Source organism: Dyella sp. (assembly GCF_036746095.1).
Classification (GTDB): Bacteria; Pseudomonadota; Gammaproteobacteria; order Xanthomonadales; family Rhodanobacteraceae; genus Dyella_B.
Genome location: NZ_DAIOEU010000078.1, coordinates 1 through 18,992, shown reverse-complemented (window position 1 = coordinate 18,992; position 18,992 = coordinate 1). Strand labels below are relative to the sequence as shown.

The following is an 18,992-nucleotide window of genomic DNA, read 5'->3' as shown; positions in this document are numbered from 1 at the left end:
CCGCTTCGGCGTCACGCCGGCCTACCTCGTCAATGCCGAAGTGCTGCAGATCAAGGTTGCGCAGGGCGCCAAGCCCGGTGAGGGCGGTCAGCTGCCCGGCCACAAGGTGGATGCCACCATTGCGCGCCTGCGTTATGCGAAGCCCGGCATCGGCCTGATTTCGCCGCCGCCGCATCACGACATCTATTCCATCGAAGACCTGGCCGAGCTGATTCACGACTTGAAGGAAGTGAATCCGGAAGCGTTGATTTCGGTGAAGCTGGTGTCGCACGCGGGTGTCGGCACGGTTGCCGCGGGCGTGGTGAAAGCCGGTGCTGACCTGATCACCGTCAGCGGCCACGATGGCGGCACCGGCGCAAGTCCGCTCACCTCCATCAAATACGCCGGTACGCCGTGGGAACTCGGCCTGGCCGAAACGCAGCAGACGCTACGCCGCAACGACTTGCGTGGCCGCGTGCGCCTGCAGACCGATGGCGGTTTGAAGACTGGCCTGGACGTGATCAAGGCCGCGTTGCTTGGCGCGGAAAGCTTCGGCTTCGGCACTGGCCCAATGGTGGCGCTGGGCTGCAAGTACCTGCGCATCTGCCACTTGAACAACTGCGCCACCGGCGTGGCCACGCAGCATCCGGTGCTGCGCAAGGATCACTTCATCGGCCTGCCCGAGATGGTGATGAACTACTTCACCTTCATCGCGCAGGATGTGCGCGCGCATCTGGCCAAGCTTGGCGTGCGCTCGCTGGGCGAGATCGTGGGACGCACCGATTTGCTGGAGCAGCTCGAAGGCGTCACGCCGGTGCAGCACCGGCTTGATCTCACGCCGCTGATCGACGGCACCGGCTTGAGCGCGCGCAGCGAATTCGCCTGCACGCTGCCGCGCAACCCGATGCGTGATGACGCCGAGCTTGCATCGCGCATCGCCATCGATACGGCTGCAGCGGTGGCGAACAAGACCGGTGGTTCGTTCGCTTATCGCATCGAGAACGTCGATCGTGCGATCGGCGCGCGCTTGTCCGGCGACGTCGCGCGTCGTCATGGCGATCACGGCATGGATGCGAGCCCGATCGAACTGAAGCTGGAAGGCGCGGCGGGTCAAAGCCTTGGTGCGTGGAACGCCGGCGGCGTGCATATCGAGCTGATCGGCGAAGCCAACGACGGTGTCGGCAAAGGCATGGCCGGTGGCCGCATCGTAGTGCGTCCGCCGGCGGATGCGCCGTACGCCAGCCAGGACGCGTCGATCATCGGCAACACCTGCTTGTACGGCGCCACCGATGGCGAGCTGTATGCGGCGGGCCGCGCGGGCGAACGCTTCGCCGTGCGCAATTCCGGCGCGATCGCCGTCGTCGAGGGTGCGGGCGATCATTGCTGCGAATACATGACCGGCGGCGTGGTCGCCGTGCTCGGCAAGGTCGGCCTCAATTTCGGCGCCGGCATGACCGGCGGCTTTGCCTATGTGCTCGATCTCGAGCGCGATTTCGTCGACTGCTACAACCACGAGCTGGTCGACATCCTGCGTATCTCACCCGAGGGGATGGAAAACTACATGCAGCACCTGCGGAAATTGGTTACCCGCCACGTTGAATTGACTGGCAGCGATTGGGGTCGGCAGATTCTGCGCGACTTCCGCGGCCTGCAATACAAGTTCTGGCTGGTGAAACCGAAAGCCGCGAGCCTCGCCGTGCTGGCCGAAGAACTCAGGAGGGCAGCATGAGCGCCAAGCTATTCCAATTTCTCGACGTGCCTCGACAGCCGCCGCGCACCGTCCCGGTGGCGGTGCGCGTGCTCGGTTATGGCGAAATCGGCGGCGACTTCGCTTCGCCGCAGGCATCCACGCAGGCGGAGCGTTGCATCGATTGCGGCAATCCGTATTGCGAACATGCCTGCCCGGTGCACAACTACATTCCCAACTGGCTGAAGCTGGTGCAGCAGGGCCGCATCATGGAAGCGGCCACGCTGATGCACGAAACCAACCCGCTACCGGAAATCTGCGGCCGCGTGTGTCCGCAGGATCGCCTGTGCGAAGGTGCGTGCACGCTGGAACAGACCGCATTTGGCGCGGTGACCATCGGCAGCATCGAACGTTGGGTAACGGATGAAGCGTTGCGCCAAGGCTGGCGTCCGGATCTTTCCAATGTGCGTGAAACGGCGCACCGCGTTGCCGTGATCGGAGCGGGCCCTGCCGGCCTGGCGTGTGCGGATCGTCTGCGCCGCGAAGGCATCGCCGTCGACGTCTATGATCGCCAGCACGAAATCGGCGGCCTGCTCACCTTCGGCATCCCGCCGTTCAAGCTCGACAAAGGCGTGGTGCGAACGCGGCGCGATGTGCTCGAAGGCATGGGCGTGCGTTTCCTGCTCGGCAAGGAGGTCGGCCGCGACGTGGAATTCGGCGCACTGCTGGAAGAATACGACGCGATCTTCGTCGGCACCGGTGCTTACACGTTTGTGGATGGCCAACTGCCCGGGCGCGAATTGCTCGGCGTGCATGACGCGTTGCCGTTCCTGATCGCCAACACCGAGCGCCTGCTGCGCGACGAACCTGCATCAACGTTCGATTTCCACGGCAAGCACGTGGTGGTGCTTGGCGGCGGCGACACCGGCATGGACTGCAACCGCACCGCGATCCGCCTCGGCGCAGCTTCGGTTACCTGCGTATATCGCCGCGACGAAGCGAGCATGCCTGGCTCCGCGCGCGAGGTGAATTACAGTCGCGAGGAAGGCGTCACCTTCCTGTTCCAGCGCCAGCCGGTGGCGATTCTCGACAACGGCAACGGCCAGGTGCGGGGCGTGCGCGTGGTGGAAACACAGCTGGTGGATAGCGGCGATGGTCGGCCGCGGCCGCAGAACGTTCCCGGTACCGAATCGGATATCGTGGCGGACGTGGTGATTCAATCGTTCGGCTTTCTGCCCAGCCCGCCCAATTGGCTTGGCGCGCATGGCGTTGAACTGGCGCGTTCCGGCAAAGTGATCACCGGTGCGAATGGACGACTGCCACATCAAACCAGCCATCACAAAATATTCGCTGGCGGCGACAACGTGCGCGGTGCCGATCTGGTCGTGCGCGCCGTGTATGACGGCCGCGAGGCCGGCAGGAGCATTGCCAGCATGTTGGCGGGTGTCTCGGCAAAGGAAGCGATGGCCGCCGGCTAAGGCGTTTTCCACCCTTGAAAGCGCGATCAGCCCTCCCGGTCATCGGGAGGGGCTGATCGTCGCCGGCGTGGCAGCGCGTTTTCAGAACAGCTTCTGGTCGTACTTCAAATACACCACCCGGCCAAAGTCATACTGCGGATTGTATGCATACTGCGTAAAACCATCCGTGCCGGTCGGGCCCAGCGGGCCGATCACGTTCTGCACGCCGTTATAGCTTAGCGGCGCGTGCCGGTTGAAAAGATTGGTGGCACCGACGGAGATCTGGCCGTGCCACGGTGCCTTCCAATTGAACTGCAGGTCGCTGAACGCCAACGCGCCCTGGCGATATGCCCCTTGCTGGCCCTGCACGAAGGCATCGGGCTCATTGCATGGGAAGTACATTTGCAAGTTGGTGTCATTCCCACGGCAGGGTTCCTTCAACGACGAGAAGTAGCGAACGGTCCAGGTGGCGCCGAAGTTGCCCCATGACCAGTTGACGTTGGTTACATCGCGGAAACGCCATACGGGGCCGAGATTCGCGTCGTAGGCGCCCACGTTCCAGCCGACGACCGGGCCGCCGGCCACGGTTTGCTCCTTCAATGAATTGATGTAGGTCCCGCTGGTATCGACCTTGAACTTGCCGACGGGCGTGTCGGGGAAGAGATAGCTTAGTGACACATCAGCGCCGCGTTCGTCGACAAAGCCCTCGTTGACCAGTGCTTGCAGCAGATTGATGACCTGGCCGTTCGCCGGCGAGCGCTGGAATTGCGTGCACTGCTGCGTTTCGCCCAACTGGTAGCAGTTGTTCAAGATGCTGTTGGCAGAAGGCAGAGTGATGATGTTGTCCACGCGGATGCGATAGCCATCCAGCGTCAGGTTGAAACCCGTCAGCCAACTCGGGCTGTAGACGATGCCGGCGGTGTAGTTCTTGGAGGTCTCCGGCCGCAGTGCCGCGTTGGCACCTGTGTAATACGGTGTCGTACTGGGGCTGTTGGGGCCGGTCACGGGCATGCCGATCGCACTGAGTTGCGTGAAGCCTGGGCCGACGCCGCGCAGGCCGCCGAAGCCGGCAAGACAGCGCTGCGCCACCGTCGGGTTGGCAGTCAGGCCATAGGTGACATCGCAAGGATCGGTATAGCTGGTGAAGCTCTGCATCGTGCCGCCGTACAGGTCGGAAATCGATGGTGCACGAAAGCCGGTGCCATAGCTGGCGCGAATCAGCAGGTCGTTGATCGGCTGATAGGAGATTTTGTAGGAGTTGTTGTTGGTATCGCCAAAGTTGGAATAGTGCGAGAAGCGGTGCGAGACGTCGATGTTGAACAGCTGCGCACCGGGCAGGTCCTTGAGCAGGGGAATGTTGATTTCGGCATAGGCCTCGTTGATGCCGTAGGAGCCCGCGCCGGGGTTTTGCTGCAGGTTGGTGTTGAGTCCCTTCTGCGTGTAGAAATCGGGAGTGACGCCACCGGAAACATCACGATGATCGGCGCCCACTGCAAACGTTGCGTCGCCCTCTCCGAGCGTCTGCGGCAGGGTAAACATGTCGCCACTCAAGTTGGCCTCGACGTTGCGGGTCTGGCTCCAGGAATGAGTGAAGTAGTTGTCATTGAGATAACCGATTTCGTCCGGCGTCAGCCCGCCCGCGCCGGAGAACGGATTGAGCGGTACGCAGCCGGCAATCACATTGCCTGGAGTGCCGCATTGCACGCTGCCATCCGATCCGAGGAAAGAGGGCCCAACGGCGTAGTACAGGTGCACCAGGTTCAAGTTGCCGGGGCCGCCGCTATCTTCGATGTAGCGATAATTGCTGTAACCCGCGTTCCAGTTGAATTCGTGCTGGCCCAGCGAAAACTCACCTTCAAGGCCTGCGCGGTATCCATATTGCTTGATGTTGTTGGTGTTGACGCGGTTGGGCTGAAACAACGGCAGATTGAATGACACCGTGTTGCCCGGCAACGGGTTGTAGTAGCTGTTCGGTGAGAGCGTCGGGAACCATGCGCCGCCAAGGCTGCCCGCTGGCAGGCCGAGTGCATTGGCCAGGTTGACGCCGTTGGCCGGTGTTTGAGAGCTCAGCGGATAGCCGCCGATGTAGTCGGTGGCGTTATTGCTGTTATAGGTGCCCGTAAATACGGCCTTGATATTGTCGGTAATCTTGTAATCACCCTTGAGCGTGTACGACTTCAGCCGATTGTTCGGCACGAAGGTTTCGTACGACGCTTGATTGGCGTAGTCATTGGCGAAATAAGGCGAGGGATAAACCGAGCCGAATGTATTGAGATGATAGTTGGCGATATTCCTGCCGTCCTGGCCCGCATTGACTGTCAACGCGGAAGTAAAGCTGCCGCTGGCAGGGCCCGTGACACCCACGATGGTGCCGTAATCGGACGGCTGCACGGATTGCGGGTATTGCGGAAAGCTGCCATAGCCGTAGCGGCTTAGCCAAGTTTCCGGCGCCATGATCTGATTCTGGTTCTGGATCGAGATATTGAACGTAAACGAACCGCGCGAGAACGTGTGCCCGCCGGTCAGGCTGAATTGGTTTTGCTTGCCATAGTTGCCGGGCGCGTAAGTGCTGTTGTAGGTATTCAGGTAAAGCCCATTCACGCTACGCGTGTGGATATTCACCACGCCGGCAATCGCATCCGAGCCATAGATCGACGAGGCGCCGTCCTGCAGGATATCCACGCTGTCGATCAGCGAACTGGGGATTGTGCTGAGGTCGGTCTGGCCGAAGATGTCGGTGGTGTAGCGCTGGCCGTCCACCAGGATCAGCGTGCGGGGAGCGCCCAGGCCGCGCAAGCTGGCGTAGCTGCCGACGATGTTGCCAAGCGAGCTTTGATTGCTGGTGCCGGGAGAGCCCACCGAAGAAACGTTCTGCAATATTTGCCCGACGCTGACGAAGCCTTGCTGTTGAATGGCTGCATGTGTAATGGCGGTGATTGGCTGCGCTGTCTCCACGTCCACGCTGCGAATCAACGAGCCGGTGACAGTAACCGTTTGCAGGGTTTTCGAATTGTTCGGTTGCGGTGTTGCCGTGGATGATGGCGACGTATTGCCCGGTGTCGCCTGGCCCGCCGTTGCCGGCGGCGTTGAAGTGGTTTGTGCGGTAGCCACCGTTGCCAGTGCGCAACCTCCAAGTACCAAAGCGATACGTATCGCCGTTGCGATGTTTTGATGCTGCAAGTTCACGTTTGAATCCCCTTTTCATTGTGGATATACCCAGTGACTGCAGGCTTTTCCTCGCCTGTGTTGGACTTCCGGCCAAGCTGCGCGGTGGGAGGGTTTTCACGCATGTTTGGCGCGTCGAGCTAGGATGAAAAAATGTTTCCACCTACGTGGATAGTGCTGCGCGTGTTATTGCAAAAAATCGCGTTCGCAATTTCATACGTAAGTGCCGTGTCAACGATGCGTTCCTCCTCATGTAAGACATGAGTAGCCAGATACCTGTGGCAACCCAGGAAATCGAGTGCCAATTTGCGGCGGTTTTCAATAAAAATGGTCTGATCGCCAAATGGCCTTTGGCTTTACGCCGCGGCAGGCGACGCAAGCGGCGCATCACGGCGCGAGCGAGTGCTTGTCAGCCATACGTCAGTTTTGCGACGGAATGTCCGCCAAGGCCGCATGTGGAATCGTGCATGTAGCGCTATGGATACAGCGATAAAAAATGGGCGAGTGGAAGCGCGCCTCATATGTTGGCGTCGATGTAACAAACAATGACTTTCGTGCGCCGCCTATTTTTTTCAGACGCGCATCACCGCTTCGACATGCGGCAGGTCGCCACAAACCTTTCGTAATTTCGCCAGCAACATGTCGCGATGCGTCGCGACTTCCAACGGCTGCTTGCCGACACCCTGCAGTTCCGCACAACGCAGCGCGGCGTGATAGGCGAGCAAGCGGCCGGGCAATTCCGATCGCCGGTGCGCATCGCCTTGCCAGAGCACGGCAACCCAACCTTCTTCCTTCTCGTGATGCGACTCGTCCACCGGCATGTACAAGCTGCCGTCGATCAGCGATAGCGCGCAATCATGTCCATCGGCAAACTGGAAGGTGCAAAGCGGCTTCAGCTCGGCAATGTAGTTGACGATGCATTGGCTCAATCCGGGCATAGGCCTTCCCCTTAAGGCACGAAACGGGGCCGCATGGTAGCGGTAAGCCTTATTGAGATAAGTGAGATGTCGCCAACAGTACCGGTGAGTGGTGCGCTGGGATGAGGTATGCCTGATTCGCGCGCTTCCGCCAACCTGTCGAAAACGCGACAATGGGCAGATTTCCTTAGGACCCCGCCGGCATGCCAATGGCTTGATTTCGGCGGATCCGACGCCACTAGCGTGGGGCGCGTCGCATGTCTCGTCTCAGGCTCAGCGGCGTTTCCCCTTCCGTACAACGCCGTAGCCAGAGAGGTTGCCCGACCCATGTCCCAGACGCCGAAGATCATCTACACGCTGACGGATGAAGCCCCCTACCTTGCCACCCAGTCCCTGCTGCCCATCATCAAGGCGTACACCGCCACCGCAGGCATTGAGGTGGAAACGCGTGATATCTCCCTGGCGGCCCGCATCCTGGCGCAGTTTTCGGACACGCTGAAAGACGGCCAGAAAGTCTCCGACGATCTCACCGAACTGGGCCAGCTGGCGACCACGCCGGACGCCAACATCATCAAGCTGCCGAACATCAGCGCCTCGATGCCGCAGCTGAAGGCGGCGATCAAGGAGTTGCAGTCCCAGGGTTACGCCCTGCCGGAGTATCCGGAGGATCCCAAGGATGTGAGCGACTGGAATATCCGCGCACGCTACGACAAGGTGAAGGGCAGTGCGGTGAATCCGGTGCTGCGCGAAGGCAATTCGGATCGCCGCGCGCCGCTTTCGGTGAAGAACTACGCGCGCAAGCACCCGCACAAGATGGGCGCGTGGAGCGCCGATTCGAAGACGCACGTGGCGCATATGAGCGGCGGCGATTTCTATGGCAGCGAAAAGTCCACCACCGTCGAGCAGGCCACCGTGGCCAAGATCGAGTGGGTGGGCAAGGACGGCAGCAGCACGATCCTGAAGGAGAAGACCAGCCTCACCGCCGGCGAAATCATCGACGCCGCCGTGATGAGCAAGAAGGCGCTGGCCAGCTTCATCGACGCGCAGATTGACGATGCAAAAAAGCAGGGCGTGCTGTTCTCCCTGCATCTGAAGGCCACCATGATGAAGGTCTCCGATCCCATCATGTTCGGCCAGGTGGTCAACGAATTCTACAAGGACGTGCTGGCCAAGCACGCCGATACGCTCAAGAGCATCGGCTTCAATCCGAACAACGGTATTGGCGACCTGTATGCGCGCCTCGGCTCGCTGCCGGCCGACAAACAGGCCGAGATCAAGGCGGACGTGGGCGCCGAATATGCGAAGCGGCCGGCCATGGCGATGGTGAACTCCGACAAGGGCATCACCAACCTGCACGTGCCCAGCGACGTGATCATCGACGCCTCGATGCCGGCGATGATTCGCGACTCCGGCAAGATGTGGAATACCGAAGGCAAGCTGCAGGACACCAAGGCGGTGATTCCGGACCGCAGCTACGCCGGCGTGTACCAGGCGGTGATCGAGGACTGCAAAGCACACGGTGCGTACGATCCCACCACCATGGGCAGCGTGCCCAACGTGGGCCTGATGGCACAGGCAGCGGAAGAATACGGTTCGCACGACAAGACTTTCCAGATCGCCGGTGACGGCGTGGTGCGCGTCACCGATGCGAACGGCAAGCTGCTGCTGGAACACAGCGTGGAAGCCGGCGACATCTGGCGCATGTGCCAGACCAAGGATGCGCCGGTGCAGGATTGGGTGAAGCTGGCCGTGACCCGCGCGCGCCTCAGCAACACGCCGGGCGTGTTCTGGCTGGATGCGAATCGCGCGCACGATGCGCAGTTGATCAAGAAGGTGGAGCGCTACCTCAAGGATCACGACCTCAGTGGTTTGGATATCCGCACGCTGTCGCCGGTGGATGCCACCAGGTTCTCGCTGGACCGCATCCGCAAGGGCCAGGACACTATTTCGGTGACGGGCAACGTGCTGCGCGATTACCTCACCGACCTGTTTCCCATCATGGAGCTCGGCACCAGCGCCAAGATGCTTTCCGTGGTGCCGCTGATGGCTGGCGGCGGCCTGTTCGAAACAGGTGCCGGTGGTTCCGCGCCCAAGCACGTGCAGCAGTTCCTGGAAGAAAATTGCCTGCGCTGGGATTCGCTCGGCGAATTCCTGGCCATGGCCGCGTCGCTGGAACATCTCGGCAATCGCTACCAGAACAAGGCAGCCGGCGTGCTGGCCAAGACGCTGGACCAGGCCAACGGCAAATTCCTCGACAACAACAAGTCACCTGCGCGCAAAGTCGGCGAACTCGACAATCGCGGCAGCCATTTCTATCTCGCGCTGTACTGGGCGCAGGCGCTGGCCGAACAGAACGACGACGCCGCGCTCAAGGCGAAATTCACGCCGCTGGCCAAGGCATTGAGCGAGAACGAAGCCAAGATCGTGGGCGAACTCAATGGCGCGCAGGGCAACGCTGTGGACATTCATGGCTATTACCACCCGGATATGTCTTTGGTCAGCAAGGCGATGCGGCCGAGCGTGACATTCAATCAGGCATTGGCGGCGTTGTAAGTCGTCATTGCCGCCAAGGACAAAGGGGCCGGAAGGCCCCTTTTTTATGGGAATTCACCAAATATGGTTCGCCATGAACAGGCATTAGAATCACGGCGGACGATCATTTTGCGGACTTTTGATCATGCGTATTTCCCTGGCAATAGGATGCCTGGCGCTTGTAGTGGCTATGCGAGCATGGCCGCAGTCGGCGCCGGCTGTTTCCGGCCCGACTTCATCTCGTGCCAGCACTACCGTGCTTCCAGCCGTCACGGTCTCCGGAGAACAGCCTGGCCCCGGCCTATGGAAGGTAAGCAAGGGCGATCACGTGATGTGGGTGCTCGGTACCCTGACGCCCTTGCCCCGGGGCATGCAATGGCGCTCCAAGGAGGTCGAAGACACCGTCGCGCATTCGCAGGAAGTGCTGGAGGCGCCAAAGGCGGAAGTGAAAGTGGATGTCGGCTTCTTTGGCAAGCTGTTTCTCATGCCCTCGGTTTACAGTGCGCGCAAGAATCCCGGTGGCGCCACCTTGCAGCAGATCCTGCCGCCGCAAATATATGCGCGCTGGGAAACGATAAAGCCGCAATATTTCGGCAATGATCGCCGCATCGAGTCGTGGCGACCGATCCTGGTAGCGCTGGAGCTATACAAGAAGGCGCTGGACAAGGCGGGACTCACCGGGCGCAACGACATCAACAAGCTGGTGTTCAATCTGGCCGACAAGCACGGCGTCAAACGGGTACCGGTGAAATACAAGCTGGTGGTGGAGCATCCACGCGCCGCGCTGGACGCCATCAAGCAGACCAATCTGCACGACATCAGCTGTTTCAACCAGACGCTGGATACGGTGCAGAACGATATGAACGACTTGACCCGGCGCGCCAACGCCTGGTCGACCGGCGACATTGAATCCCTGCGCAGCTTTACGGTGAACGATCGCTACGAATCCTGCCTGATCGCCGTGATCAATGCGGAATTCGCCGAGGAAATGGGCTTGCATGACCTGCCCAAGCGCATGGAGCAGGCGTGGATGAAGGCGGCGGAAGCGGCGCTCTCGAACAACGCGCAGACCTTTGCGGTGCTGCCGATGGAAGAAGTGTTGGCGCCGGATGGCTACCTGGCGCAATTGCAGGCGCAAGGGTATGCCGTCGAAGCGCCGGAATAACGAACCAGCCTGCAACAGCCCGTGGCGGCGCTACTCAAAAGCTTGCGCTGACCTCATCCAACGCAGTGATCTCCTCCGCTGTCAGCGAAAGTGACACCGCACCGGCAAGTTCTTGCAGCTGTTCAACCGAGGTCGCACTGACGATCGGCGCGGTGATGCCAGGACGCGCGATCTGCCACGCCAGTGCAACCTGCGACGGCGTGGCTTTGTGGGCAGCAGCCACTTCATCCAACGCGGCCACCACCTTCAAGCCCTGCGGCGTGAGGTACTTCTTCACCGCCCCGCTGCGCACCTTGCTCTTTGCAAGATCGGCTTCGCCGCGATATTTGCCGCTGAGAAAGCCGCTGGCGAGCGCGTAATAGTTGATGACGCCGACATGCTCCTGGCGCACCAGCGGTTCCAGTTCCCGTTCGTAGCCGGCGCGGCTGACCAGGTTGTATTCGGGTTGCAGGCTTTCGTAACGAGGCAGCTTGTGTTCGCCTGAAACTTTCAGGGCTTCGGCGAGGCGATCGGCACTGTAATTGGAAGCGCCGAGCGCGCGCACCTTGCCTTCCTCGATCAGCCTGGCGAACGCGCCCAGCGTTTCGCTCAATGGCACCGTGGCATCGTCCTCGTGCGCCTGGTACAGATCGATACGGTCGGTTTGCAATCGCTGCAGCGAGCTTTCAACCGCCTGGCGGATGTTGAGCGGCGACAGGCCGCGGTGCTCCACCCATTTGGCGACCTTGGTGGCGATCAGCACTTTGTCGCGCTTGCCGCTGCGCTTGAGCCACTTGCCGATGATGCTCTCCGACTCACCGCCGCGGTTGCCCGGCACCCACGCCGAGTACACGTCGGCGGTGTCGATCAGGTTGAGGCCGGCGTCGACGAAAGCGTCCAGCACGTCGAACGAACGTTGCTCGTCAACGCTCCAGCCGAACACGTTGCCGCCCAGGGCAAGCGGAGCGACGGAAAGCGTGGAGCGGCCCAATTGGCGCAGTTGCATGAAAACGATCCTCGGCAAAGGAATAAGACATGCCGTCTGGCGACGGCGCGCAATCTATGCCGAGTTGGGTACGGACAGGCGTGAATCAAGCACAACAGGGAGCGTTGTCGCGCGGCTTGGCGGGCAGCGGAAGCTTCGCCACATCCACCTCGACCTCTGCTGGTTTGGTCTGGCAGCCGCAAGGCGGCGCGTCCACATGCCAGCTCAGATTGGATGGGGTGATATGGCCGTGAAGGAACAGCAAATCGACCCATGGCGAGCGCATGGCGGCGGGTTCCTGATTGAAGTGGGTAGGCGCAAGGTAATGGTCTGGCCCTGCAAGAAAAAGCGATATATTCGCAAGCCAGGTTTGAGGGCCATTCAACATGAGTCGGGTTCCGCTCAGTCTTTTGCAGCAATTCGTGCAAGTGGCGCGCTTGGGCAACCTCTCGCGCGCGGCCGAGCAGGCCAACCTCACCGTGAGCGCGTTGAGCCACCAGATGCGCCAGCTGGAAGAACGCCTGGAGCGACGCCTGTTCGAGCGCGGCCCGCGCGGTGTCACGCTGACGGTGGAGGGTTGCAGCCTGCTTGAGGCGGTCGGCGAACACTTCGACGGTATCGAGCATGCGTTGGCGCGATATCGCGTGCGGCGCCACGATGCTCTCACGCTCAGCGCCAGCCCCGGCATCATTTCCAGCTGGCTGATGCCGCGTTTGCCGCGCCTGCTGGCATCGCATCCGGAGCTGGAGCTCAATCTGCAGTCCACCAACTTGCTGGTGAACTTCGAGCGCGAAGCGGTCGATGCGGCCGTGCGCTACGGCAAGGGCGAGTGGGAGGGCTTGCGTAGCGAATATCTGTTCGGCGAGTGGATTGCGCCGGTGGCGGCACCTTCGCTCGTAGAACGCATGGCCGGCGCGGACCCGCTGGATCTCACGCAATGGCCGTTGATCGGCGATCCCAACCGCAACAATCGCTGGATCGACTGGTTTGCGCATTACGGCGGCGAACCGCCGCACCGCTACATCGCGCACGTGGATACGATCGACGCCTTGCGCCAGGCTGCGTTGGAAGGTATCGGCGTGGCGCTTGGGCGCATGGTGACGACCAAGTCATGGATCGATGCGGGCCGGCTGGTGGTGCTGGGTGATCGCTATCTGCCGGTGCCGGAGGCGTATCACCTGGTGTATCCGCCGCGTTCGGAGGATCACCGCGGCATGGCGACGTTCCGCGCGTGGCTGCATGAAGAGGCGGATGCGTATTGCCGCGAGATGCCGCAGCCCCGGCGGGATGAGGCTGCGGCTTGATGTGTAGCTTGGGTTAGCGCCAATGGCACTAGCACCGTCGCCCCGGCGAAGGCCGGGGCCCAGTGTCTTGAAGGTGTTCCAAAAAGTCGCTTGGTCCCAGCTTTCACCGGGACGACGACTCGGCTTTTTTGCAGCATTCGGCGGGCGATGGCACAAATCGCTCCGAACATGTTGGGTTACGCTGCGCTAACCCAACCTACGGGCAGCATTGGCACAATCAGGCGCCGTCGAGTGCTGTCTTCAACTGCACTGGTTGATCCACTTGCGAAAAGCCGCCCTCGGGAATGGTGTCTGGTGATGAAGCGAGGTGACTGCTCTTCATCCATGGGATCGATTCACGCGGGCCGGGAACATACGCTTCCCACCTCCCGTAGGTATCTTTCTTCGGCGCACTTACATCGTTAACTTCGAACGTTACTGGAATGACACCGTCCCAATAGGGATCCATCATCTGCTTGCCGGTCGTGGGTATGTTGAAGGTCCAATTCTTGATGGAATTGAGCGCGGCATCGCCAAGCACTTTGCGATAGTGGCGCATTTGCGCTTCGCTGCCGTATACGCCAAGGTTGACCTGTTCCACCGCAATATTCTGGACGCGACCATCCCTGCCTATGCGCGCATACAGAAAGACGGTTCCACCGACCCGGGCATTCACGGCGTCACTCGGGTAATGCGGGCTTGTCCTGTCTTTATAAGTGATGCTATCGGTGGGCTTGGCATCTCCCTCACCGAAGCTTGCCCCGGAGATGGCAATCGAATCATGCTGATCGTCGACACGCTTGGCAATGATGCGGATATTCATCCGCGCGCGCCGGATTACGTCCTCGTGATCTTCAAGCTTGAATTGCCATTTCGGCACGTTCCTTTGAATCAGATCAGAAATGGCCACCGGGATTTTTTCCGGATGATCGATCGTGTAGTTGTGGACGCTGCCGTCCGGCATCACTTCGATCCATCCTGTTACAAGCATGCTGGCCTCAGCCTGCTTGCGCACTTCGCCAGGACCGCCACTCGCCCACACCGTGCACGCCAGCAGCGCGCAAAGCACACCTGCCATCCACCGTTTCATATCCCTATCCCCTTGCAGTGAGCCCGCAGTATAGCCGCCCAAATACTTCATTGGCCTATCAAGACAGGCTGCAAATCTGGATAACGGTTACAGCATCCTTACACTTCGCGTAAACTCGTGATCGCCGAACATTATCCATCGGCGATACATCTCGTTCTCGTGGCTCATAAGGATTCGTTATGCCCAGTACCGCCATCCTCGTCGACGGCGCTTTTTTTCTTGCCCGCTATCGCAAAGTGTGGGGCGACCGCGATGCCAATGACGCGCGCACCGTCGCCAAGACGCTGTTCGGCATGGCGCTGGAACATCTCAAGGCGCTGGATCGTCCGCGCGAAGCGCTGTACCGCATTTTCTTCTACGACTGCCCGCCGCTCGAAAAAGTGCTGATCAAGCCGATCAGCGGCGAAAGCATCGATTACGCGCGCACCGGCGCCGCTGCCTTCCGCCGCGACCTGCACGACCAGCTGCGCCGCCAGCGCAAGATGGCCTTGCGCCTGGGGCGGCTCACCGACCGTGGCGAGTGGAAGCTCAAGCATCAGGCTTATCAGCAGCTGCGCGACGAATCGCTCTACTGGGACGAGCTCAGCGACGAGCACTTCGAGCCGGATATGCGCCAGACCCAGGTCGACATGAAGATCGGCATCGACATTGCCGCGCTGTCCTACAAGAAGCAGGTGGATCAGATCGTGCTGGTGGCGGGCGACGCGGATTTCATTCCGGCGGCGAAGCTGGCGCGTTACGAAGGCATCGATTTCATTCTCGACCCGATGTGGCAGGGCATAGCGCCTGACCTGCACGAGCATATCGATGGATTGCAGTCGGTGTGTCCGCGGCCGTTCTGAGTGGCGTTCTGAGGAGAAAAGCATACGGCCCGCCTTTGCCTATTCCTTTAATCCTCATGCCCTCAGTGCACGATTCGTAAACTAATCGTAAAATGTCCACGCTCGCTGTACGGGGATTGCGGCAGGCTGCCGCGCATCGCTAATGAGGAGTCGTCATGAAGACCCGCTTCGCCTTCGGTTTGTCCGCCGCCTTGTTGTTCGCCGGCGTGGCCCATGCACAAACGGCAGGGCAGGACCAGCCCTCGGGCGACCTGGTGCCGCCGACCAGCGCCAGCGATTTCACCTCCGGCCAGCTCGACTCGGTGTTGGCCGGGTCCTGGCGTTCCGCGCACAACAAGGCGCGCGACGTCTATCGCCACCCCAAGGCCACGTTGCAGTTCCTCGGCCTGCAGCCGGACAAGACGGTGATCGAGATCACCCCCGGCGGCGGCTGGTATACCGAGATCCTGGCACCGCTGCTGCGTGACAACGGCCATTACATTGCGGCGGTATCCGGCGGCAATGGCGGCGAAGACAAGCAGGACGCCGATGCGCTGCGCGCCAAGTTCAAGGCCGATCCTGCCCAATACGGCAAGGCCAGCGTCGTTATCTACAACCCCAAGGCGCCGGTATTCGGTCCGCCCGGCTCGGCCGACATGGTGCTGACCTTCCGCAACGTGCATAACTGGACGATGGCCGGCAATGCCGAAGCCATGTTCAAGGCGTTCTATACCGTGCTCAAGACCGGTGGCACCTTGGGCGTGGTTGATCATCGCGCCGCGCCCGGCGCCACGCTGGAATCGTCCAAAGGTAGCGGCTATCTGCCGACGGACTACGTGATCAAGCTCGCCACCGATGCCGGCTTCAAGCTGGATGGCCAGAGCGAGATCAACGCCAATCCCAAGGACACCAAGAATTACCCCAAGGGCGTGTGGACGTTGCCGCCGACACTTACGCTGGGTGACAAGGATCGCGACAAGTATCTGGCGATTGGCGAATCCGATCGCATGACGCTGCGGTTCGTAAAAGCCGGAGTGAACAAGGCACCTGCAACCCCCGCGCCGACGGGCACCGCCAGCCATTGAAGCGTGTAGGCTGGGATAACCATCCCGGCATCCCGCCGTGGCGAGGAAGGCTGGGGTTGCCATCCCAGCCTACCACACGTCGTACACCATGCTGATTGCCCTGAATAAGCCGTACGGTGTGTTGTGCCAATTCACCGGCAACGACGATCGGCCAACCCTGGCCGCTTATGTGCGGCACAAAGATGTCTATCCCGCCGGCCGTCTGGATCACGACAGCGAAGGTTTGCTGCTGCTGACGGACGATGGTGCCTTGGCGCATCGCCTGACCGATCCGAAACACAAGCAGCCAAAAACATACTTGGTGCAAGTCGACGGCGCGCTTGGCGACGAAGCGGTGCAGGCATTGCGCCGTGGCGTCGTGTTGAACGATGGGCCGACCTTGCCGGCCATCGCCGAACATGCGCAGGAACCGGCATGGCTGTGGCCGCGCGATCCGCCGGTGCGGTTTCGCAAGAGCATTCCCACCAGCTGGTTGTCGATTACCTTGCGCGAAGGACGCAATCGGCAGATTCGCAGGATGACGGCAGCGGTGGGGTTTCCGACGCTGCGGTTGATACGCGTGAAGATTGGCCAATACGCGCTGGATGGATTGGCCCCAGGCGAAACCCGTATGTTGTTGCGGTAACGCGCAACCCGTCACTCCGGCGAAGGCCGGAATCCAGTCAAAATGATGTGCGAAGCACACGACATAAAAGGTTATGTGTGCTGCGCACAGCGTATTTCACTGGATTCCGGCCTTCGCCGGAATGACGAGATGTAAGTCACAAACAAAAAAACGCCCGCGCCGCCGCCGTACTGTTCGCCGCCGTCTCTTCTGCCGACTCCCCGCGATCCCGCGCAATCTCCTCGCAGATATGCTTCAAATACATCGGTTCATTGCGCCGATGGCTCGGCTGCGGCCGCACCGTACGTGGCAACAGATACGGCGCGTCCGTTTCGATCAACAAACGATCCGCCGGGATCTCGCGCACGAACTCGCGCAAATGCGTGCCGCGTCGTTCGTCGCAAATCCAGCCGGTGATGCCGATGTGGCAGTCCAGCGCGAGATAGTCGAGCAATGCCTCGCGCGTATCGGTGAAGCAATGCACCACCGCCGCCGGCACCTTGTCGCGGTAACGCTTGAGCAACGCCAGAAAATCGTGATGCGCATCACGCTGGTGCAGGAACAGCGGTTTGCCGACATCCGCGGCGATCTGCAATTGGCGTTCGAATACTTCCCGCTGCACGTCACGCGGCGAATAATTCCGGTTGTAATCCAGTCCCGTTTCGCCCACCGCGCGCACTTCCGGCATGCCGGCAAGCTCGCGCAGTCGTGCATCCGTCAAATCGCTGTAGTCGATCGCATGATGCGGATGCACGCCTGCCGTCGCATACAGCATGCCCGGATGCCGGCGCGCCAGTTCCAGCGCGTGGTCACTACCGTCGTGCGACGCCCCGGTGACCACCATTTGAATCACCCCATGCGCCTGCGCGCGCTGCAGCACAGCATCGAAATCGTGCCGGAATGATTCGTGGGTGAGGTTGGCGCCGATATCGATAAGCTGCATGGAGAACCCTTTCAAAGTTTCGATTGTCTCATCCGTGAACGGCCTGATCCACGCCACTGCAGGCGTCTTCACAGTCTCTTAGCACGTGAACGTCGTTGCGACGTTAGGCTCGCCAGCCCCTTCAGGGATGTGTTACCAATGGGATTCGCCTTTCGACGTGAGGGGACGTTGGGCAGGCGGCACATTATTTTTATGAAGCAGTAAACCAGACGGGGTGGAACCATGTCGGCAGCCTTGAAGCCGGCGTCCCTCGGGACGATCCAAGCCACGGAAGACCACGAAGCAGCCGTATGCGCGCTGCTGGTTGCGCGTGGGCGCCTGAAAGACAACGATCTGGCGCGTGCCAGGCGGCTGCACGAGGAGGCGCCGGAGGGCACATTGACCACATTGCTCGCCCGGCTCGGCCTGGTGTCCGAGCGAGATCTGGCTGAAGCCTGGGCCGAGCGCCTGCACGCGCCGCTATTGGCGGCGCGCGATGCGCCGGACATGCCGCCGGCCGATCTCGACGTGTCCATACGCTTTCTCAAACAGCAGCACGTGGTGCCAGTGCGTGCGAGTGAAGAAGGCATCGCGTTGATCGTTGCCGACCCCGCTGATCCTTATCCCCTGCATGCCGTACAGCTTGCCTCGGGCAGGCCGGTATCGCTGTTTATCGGCATCCGCTCGGAAATCGACGACCTGATCGAACGTTATTACGGCCAGGGCCGCTCGGCGATGGGCACCATCGTGGAAAATCTCGACGGCAGCAGTTCCGAGGAGGAAGACGTCGAACACCTGCGCGATCTTGCATCCGAAGCGCCGGTGATCCGCCTGGTCAACCTGATCCTGCAGCGCGCCGTCGAGCAGCGCGCGTCCGACGTGCACATCGAGCCGTTCGAAAACCGATTGAAAGTGCGCTACCGCATCGATGGCGTGCTGCATGAAGTGGAAGCGCCGCCGTCCAGCTCCACCGCGGCGGTGATCAGCCGCGTGAAGATCATGGCGAAACTCAACATCGCCGAACGCCGGCTGCCGCAGGACGGACGCATCCAGTTGCGCGTGCAAGGCAAGGAGCTGGACCTGCGCGTTTCCACCGTGCCGACCAGCTTTGGCGAATCAGTGGTGATGCGTATTCTCGATCGCGAAACAGTGGTGTTCGATTTCGCCTCGCTGGGTTTCACCGACAATTTCCAGCAGCGCTTCATCGATGTGCTGGAGCGTCCACACGGCATCCTGCTCGTCACCGGCCCGACCGGTTCGGGCAAGACCACCACGCTCTACACCGCGCTGTCGAAGATCAACACGCCGGGCGTGAAGATCA

General features: G+C 61.0%; 15 protein-coding genes. 9 read left to right on the top strand and 6 right to left on the bottom strand.

The window, feature by feature from the left end:
• Together V7M64_RS20375 and V7M64_RS20370 are read left to right on the top strand one after the other, a co-directional pair.
• Nucleotides 1-1,708: glutamate synthase-related protein (locus tag V7M64_RS20375; protein ID WP_333681769.1), on the top strand; the 1,708-nt coding region annotated here is incomplete at its 5' end.
• Nucleotides 1,705-3,144: an FAD-dependent oxidoreductase gene (locus tag V7M64_RS20370; protein ID WP_333681768.1), complete on the top strand. Its 1,440-nt coding sequence runs from the start codon at nucleotides 1,705-1,707 to the stop codon at nucleotides 3,142-3,144. The genes V7M64_RS20375 and V7M64_RS20370, both read left to right, overlap by 4 nt.
• Nucleotides 3,145-3,225: 81 nt before the next feature.
• Here V7M64_RS20370 and V7M64_RS20365 read toward each other — a convergent pair whose 3' ends face one another.
• Both V7M64_RS20365 and V7M64_RS20360 read right to left on the bottom strand, forming a co-directional pair.
• Complete coding sequence (locus V7M64_RS20365) at nucleotides 3,226-6,309, bottom strand: TonB-dependent receptor (protein WP_333681766.1); 3,084 nt, start codon at nucleotides 6,307-6,309, stop codon at nucleotides 3,226-3,228.
• A 551-nt stretch (nucleotides 6,310-6,860) separates the two neighbouring features.
• A complete protein-coding gene (locus tag V7M64_RS20360) occupies nucleotides 6,861-7,226 on the bottom strand; it encodes a hypothetical protein (RefSeq protein WP_333681764.1) in 366 nt (121 codons plus the stop codon).
• Between the two features lie 306 nt (nucleotides 7,227-7,532).
• On the opposite strand from V7M64_RS20360, the gene V7M64_RS20355 reads away from it, so the two are divergent.
• Nucleotides 7,533-9,758, top strand: coding sequence for an NADP-dependent isocitrate dehydrogenase (locus V7M64_RS20355; protein ID WP_333681762.1), 2,226 nt, complete (start codon nucleotides 7,533-7,535; stop codon nucleotides 9,756-9,758).
• Between the two features lie 235 nt (nucleotides 9,759-9,993).
• Nucleotides 9,994-10,902: a TraB/GumN family protein gene (locus V7M64_RS20350; RefSeq protein ID WP_333681760.1), complete on the top strand. Its 909-nt coding sequence runs from the start codon at nucleotides 9,994-9,996 to the stop codon at nucleotides 10,900-10,902.
• A 34-nt stretch (nucleotides 10,903-10,936) separates the two neighbouring features.
• Here the strand turns inward: V7M64_RS20350 and V7M64_RS20345 are convergent, their stop codons facing one another.
• A complete protein-coding gene (locus V7M64_RS20345) occupies nucleotides 10,937-11,887 on the bottom strand; it encodes an aldo/keto reductase (RefSeq protein WP_333681758.1) in 951 nt (316 codons plus the stop codon).
• An 85-nt stretch (nucleotides 11,888-11,972) separates the two neighbouring features.
• Nucleotides 11,973-12,254, bottom strand: coding sequence for a hypothetical protein (locus V7M64_RS20340; RefSeq protein WP_333681756.1), 282 nt, complete (start codon nucleotides 12,252-12,254; stop codon nucleotides 11,973-11,975).
• Between V7M64_RS20340 and V7M64_RS20335 the strand changes: the two genes are divergently transcribed.
• Complete coding sequence (locus tag V7M64_RS20335) at nucleotides 12,253-13,170, top strand: LysR substrate-binding domain-containing protein (protein WP_333681754.1); 918 nt, start codon at nucleotides 12,253-12,255, stop codon at nucleotides 13,168-13,170. The genes V7M64_RS20340 and V7M64_RS20335 overlap by 2 nt on opposite strands.
• 217 nt (nucleotides 13,171-13,387) lie before the next feature.
• Here the strand turns inward: V7M64_RS20335 and V7M64_RS20330 are convergent, their stop codons facing one another.
• Nucleotides 13,388-14,290, bottom strand: coding sequence for an energy transducer TonB (locus V7M64_RS20330; protein ID WP_333681753.1), 903 nt, complete (start codon nucleotides 14,288-14,290; stop codon nucleotides 13,388-13,390).
• 128 nt (nucleotides 14,291-14,418) lie between these two features.
• On the opposite strand from V7M64_RS20330, the gene V7M64_RS20325 reads away from it, so the two are divergent.
• From V7M64_RS20325 to V7M64_RS20315, 3 genes are all read left to right on the top strand, one after another.
• Nucleotides 14,419-15,081, top strand: a complete 663-nt coding sequence (locus tag V7M64_RS20325; protein ID WP_333681752.1) for an NYN domain-containing protein — start codon at nucleotides 14,419-14,421, stop codon at nucleotides 15,079-15,081.
• A gap of 155 nt (nucleotides 15,082-15,236) precedes the next feature.
• Nucleotides 15,237-16,145, top strand: a complete 909-nt coding sequence (locus tag V7M64_RS20320) for a methyltransferase (RefSeq protein WP_333681750.1) — start codon at nucleotides 15,237-15,239, stop codon at nucleotides 16,143-16,145.
• Between the two features lie 88 nt (nucleotides 16,146-16,233).
• Nucleotides 16,234-16,770 carry a pseudouridine synthase gene (locus tag V7M64_RS20315; protein WP_333681748.1) on the top strand — a complete coding sequence of 179 codons (537 nt, stop codon included), beginning with the start codon at nucleotides 16,234-16,236 and terminating at the stop codon, nucleotides 16,768-16,770.
• A 136-nt stretch (nucleotides 16,771-16,906) separates the two neighbouring features.
• Here V7M64_RS20315 and V7M64_RS20310 read toward each other — a convergent pair whose 3' ends face one another.
• Entirely contained in the window at nucleotides 16,907-17,692 is a 786-nt protein-coding gene (locus V7M64_RS20310) for a TatD family hydrolase (RefSeq protein ID WP_333681746.1), read from the bottom strand.
• A 222-nt stretch (nucleotides 17,693-17,914) separates the two neighbouring features.
• On the opposite strand from V7M64_RS20310, the gene V7M64_RS20305 reads away from it, so the two are divergent.
• A partial coding sequence (locus V7M64_RS20305) for an ATPase, T2SS/T4P/T4SS family (protein ID WP_333681744.1) occupies nucleotides 17,915-18,992 on the top strand: 1,078 nt, incomplete at its 3' end.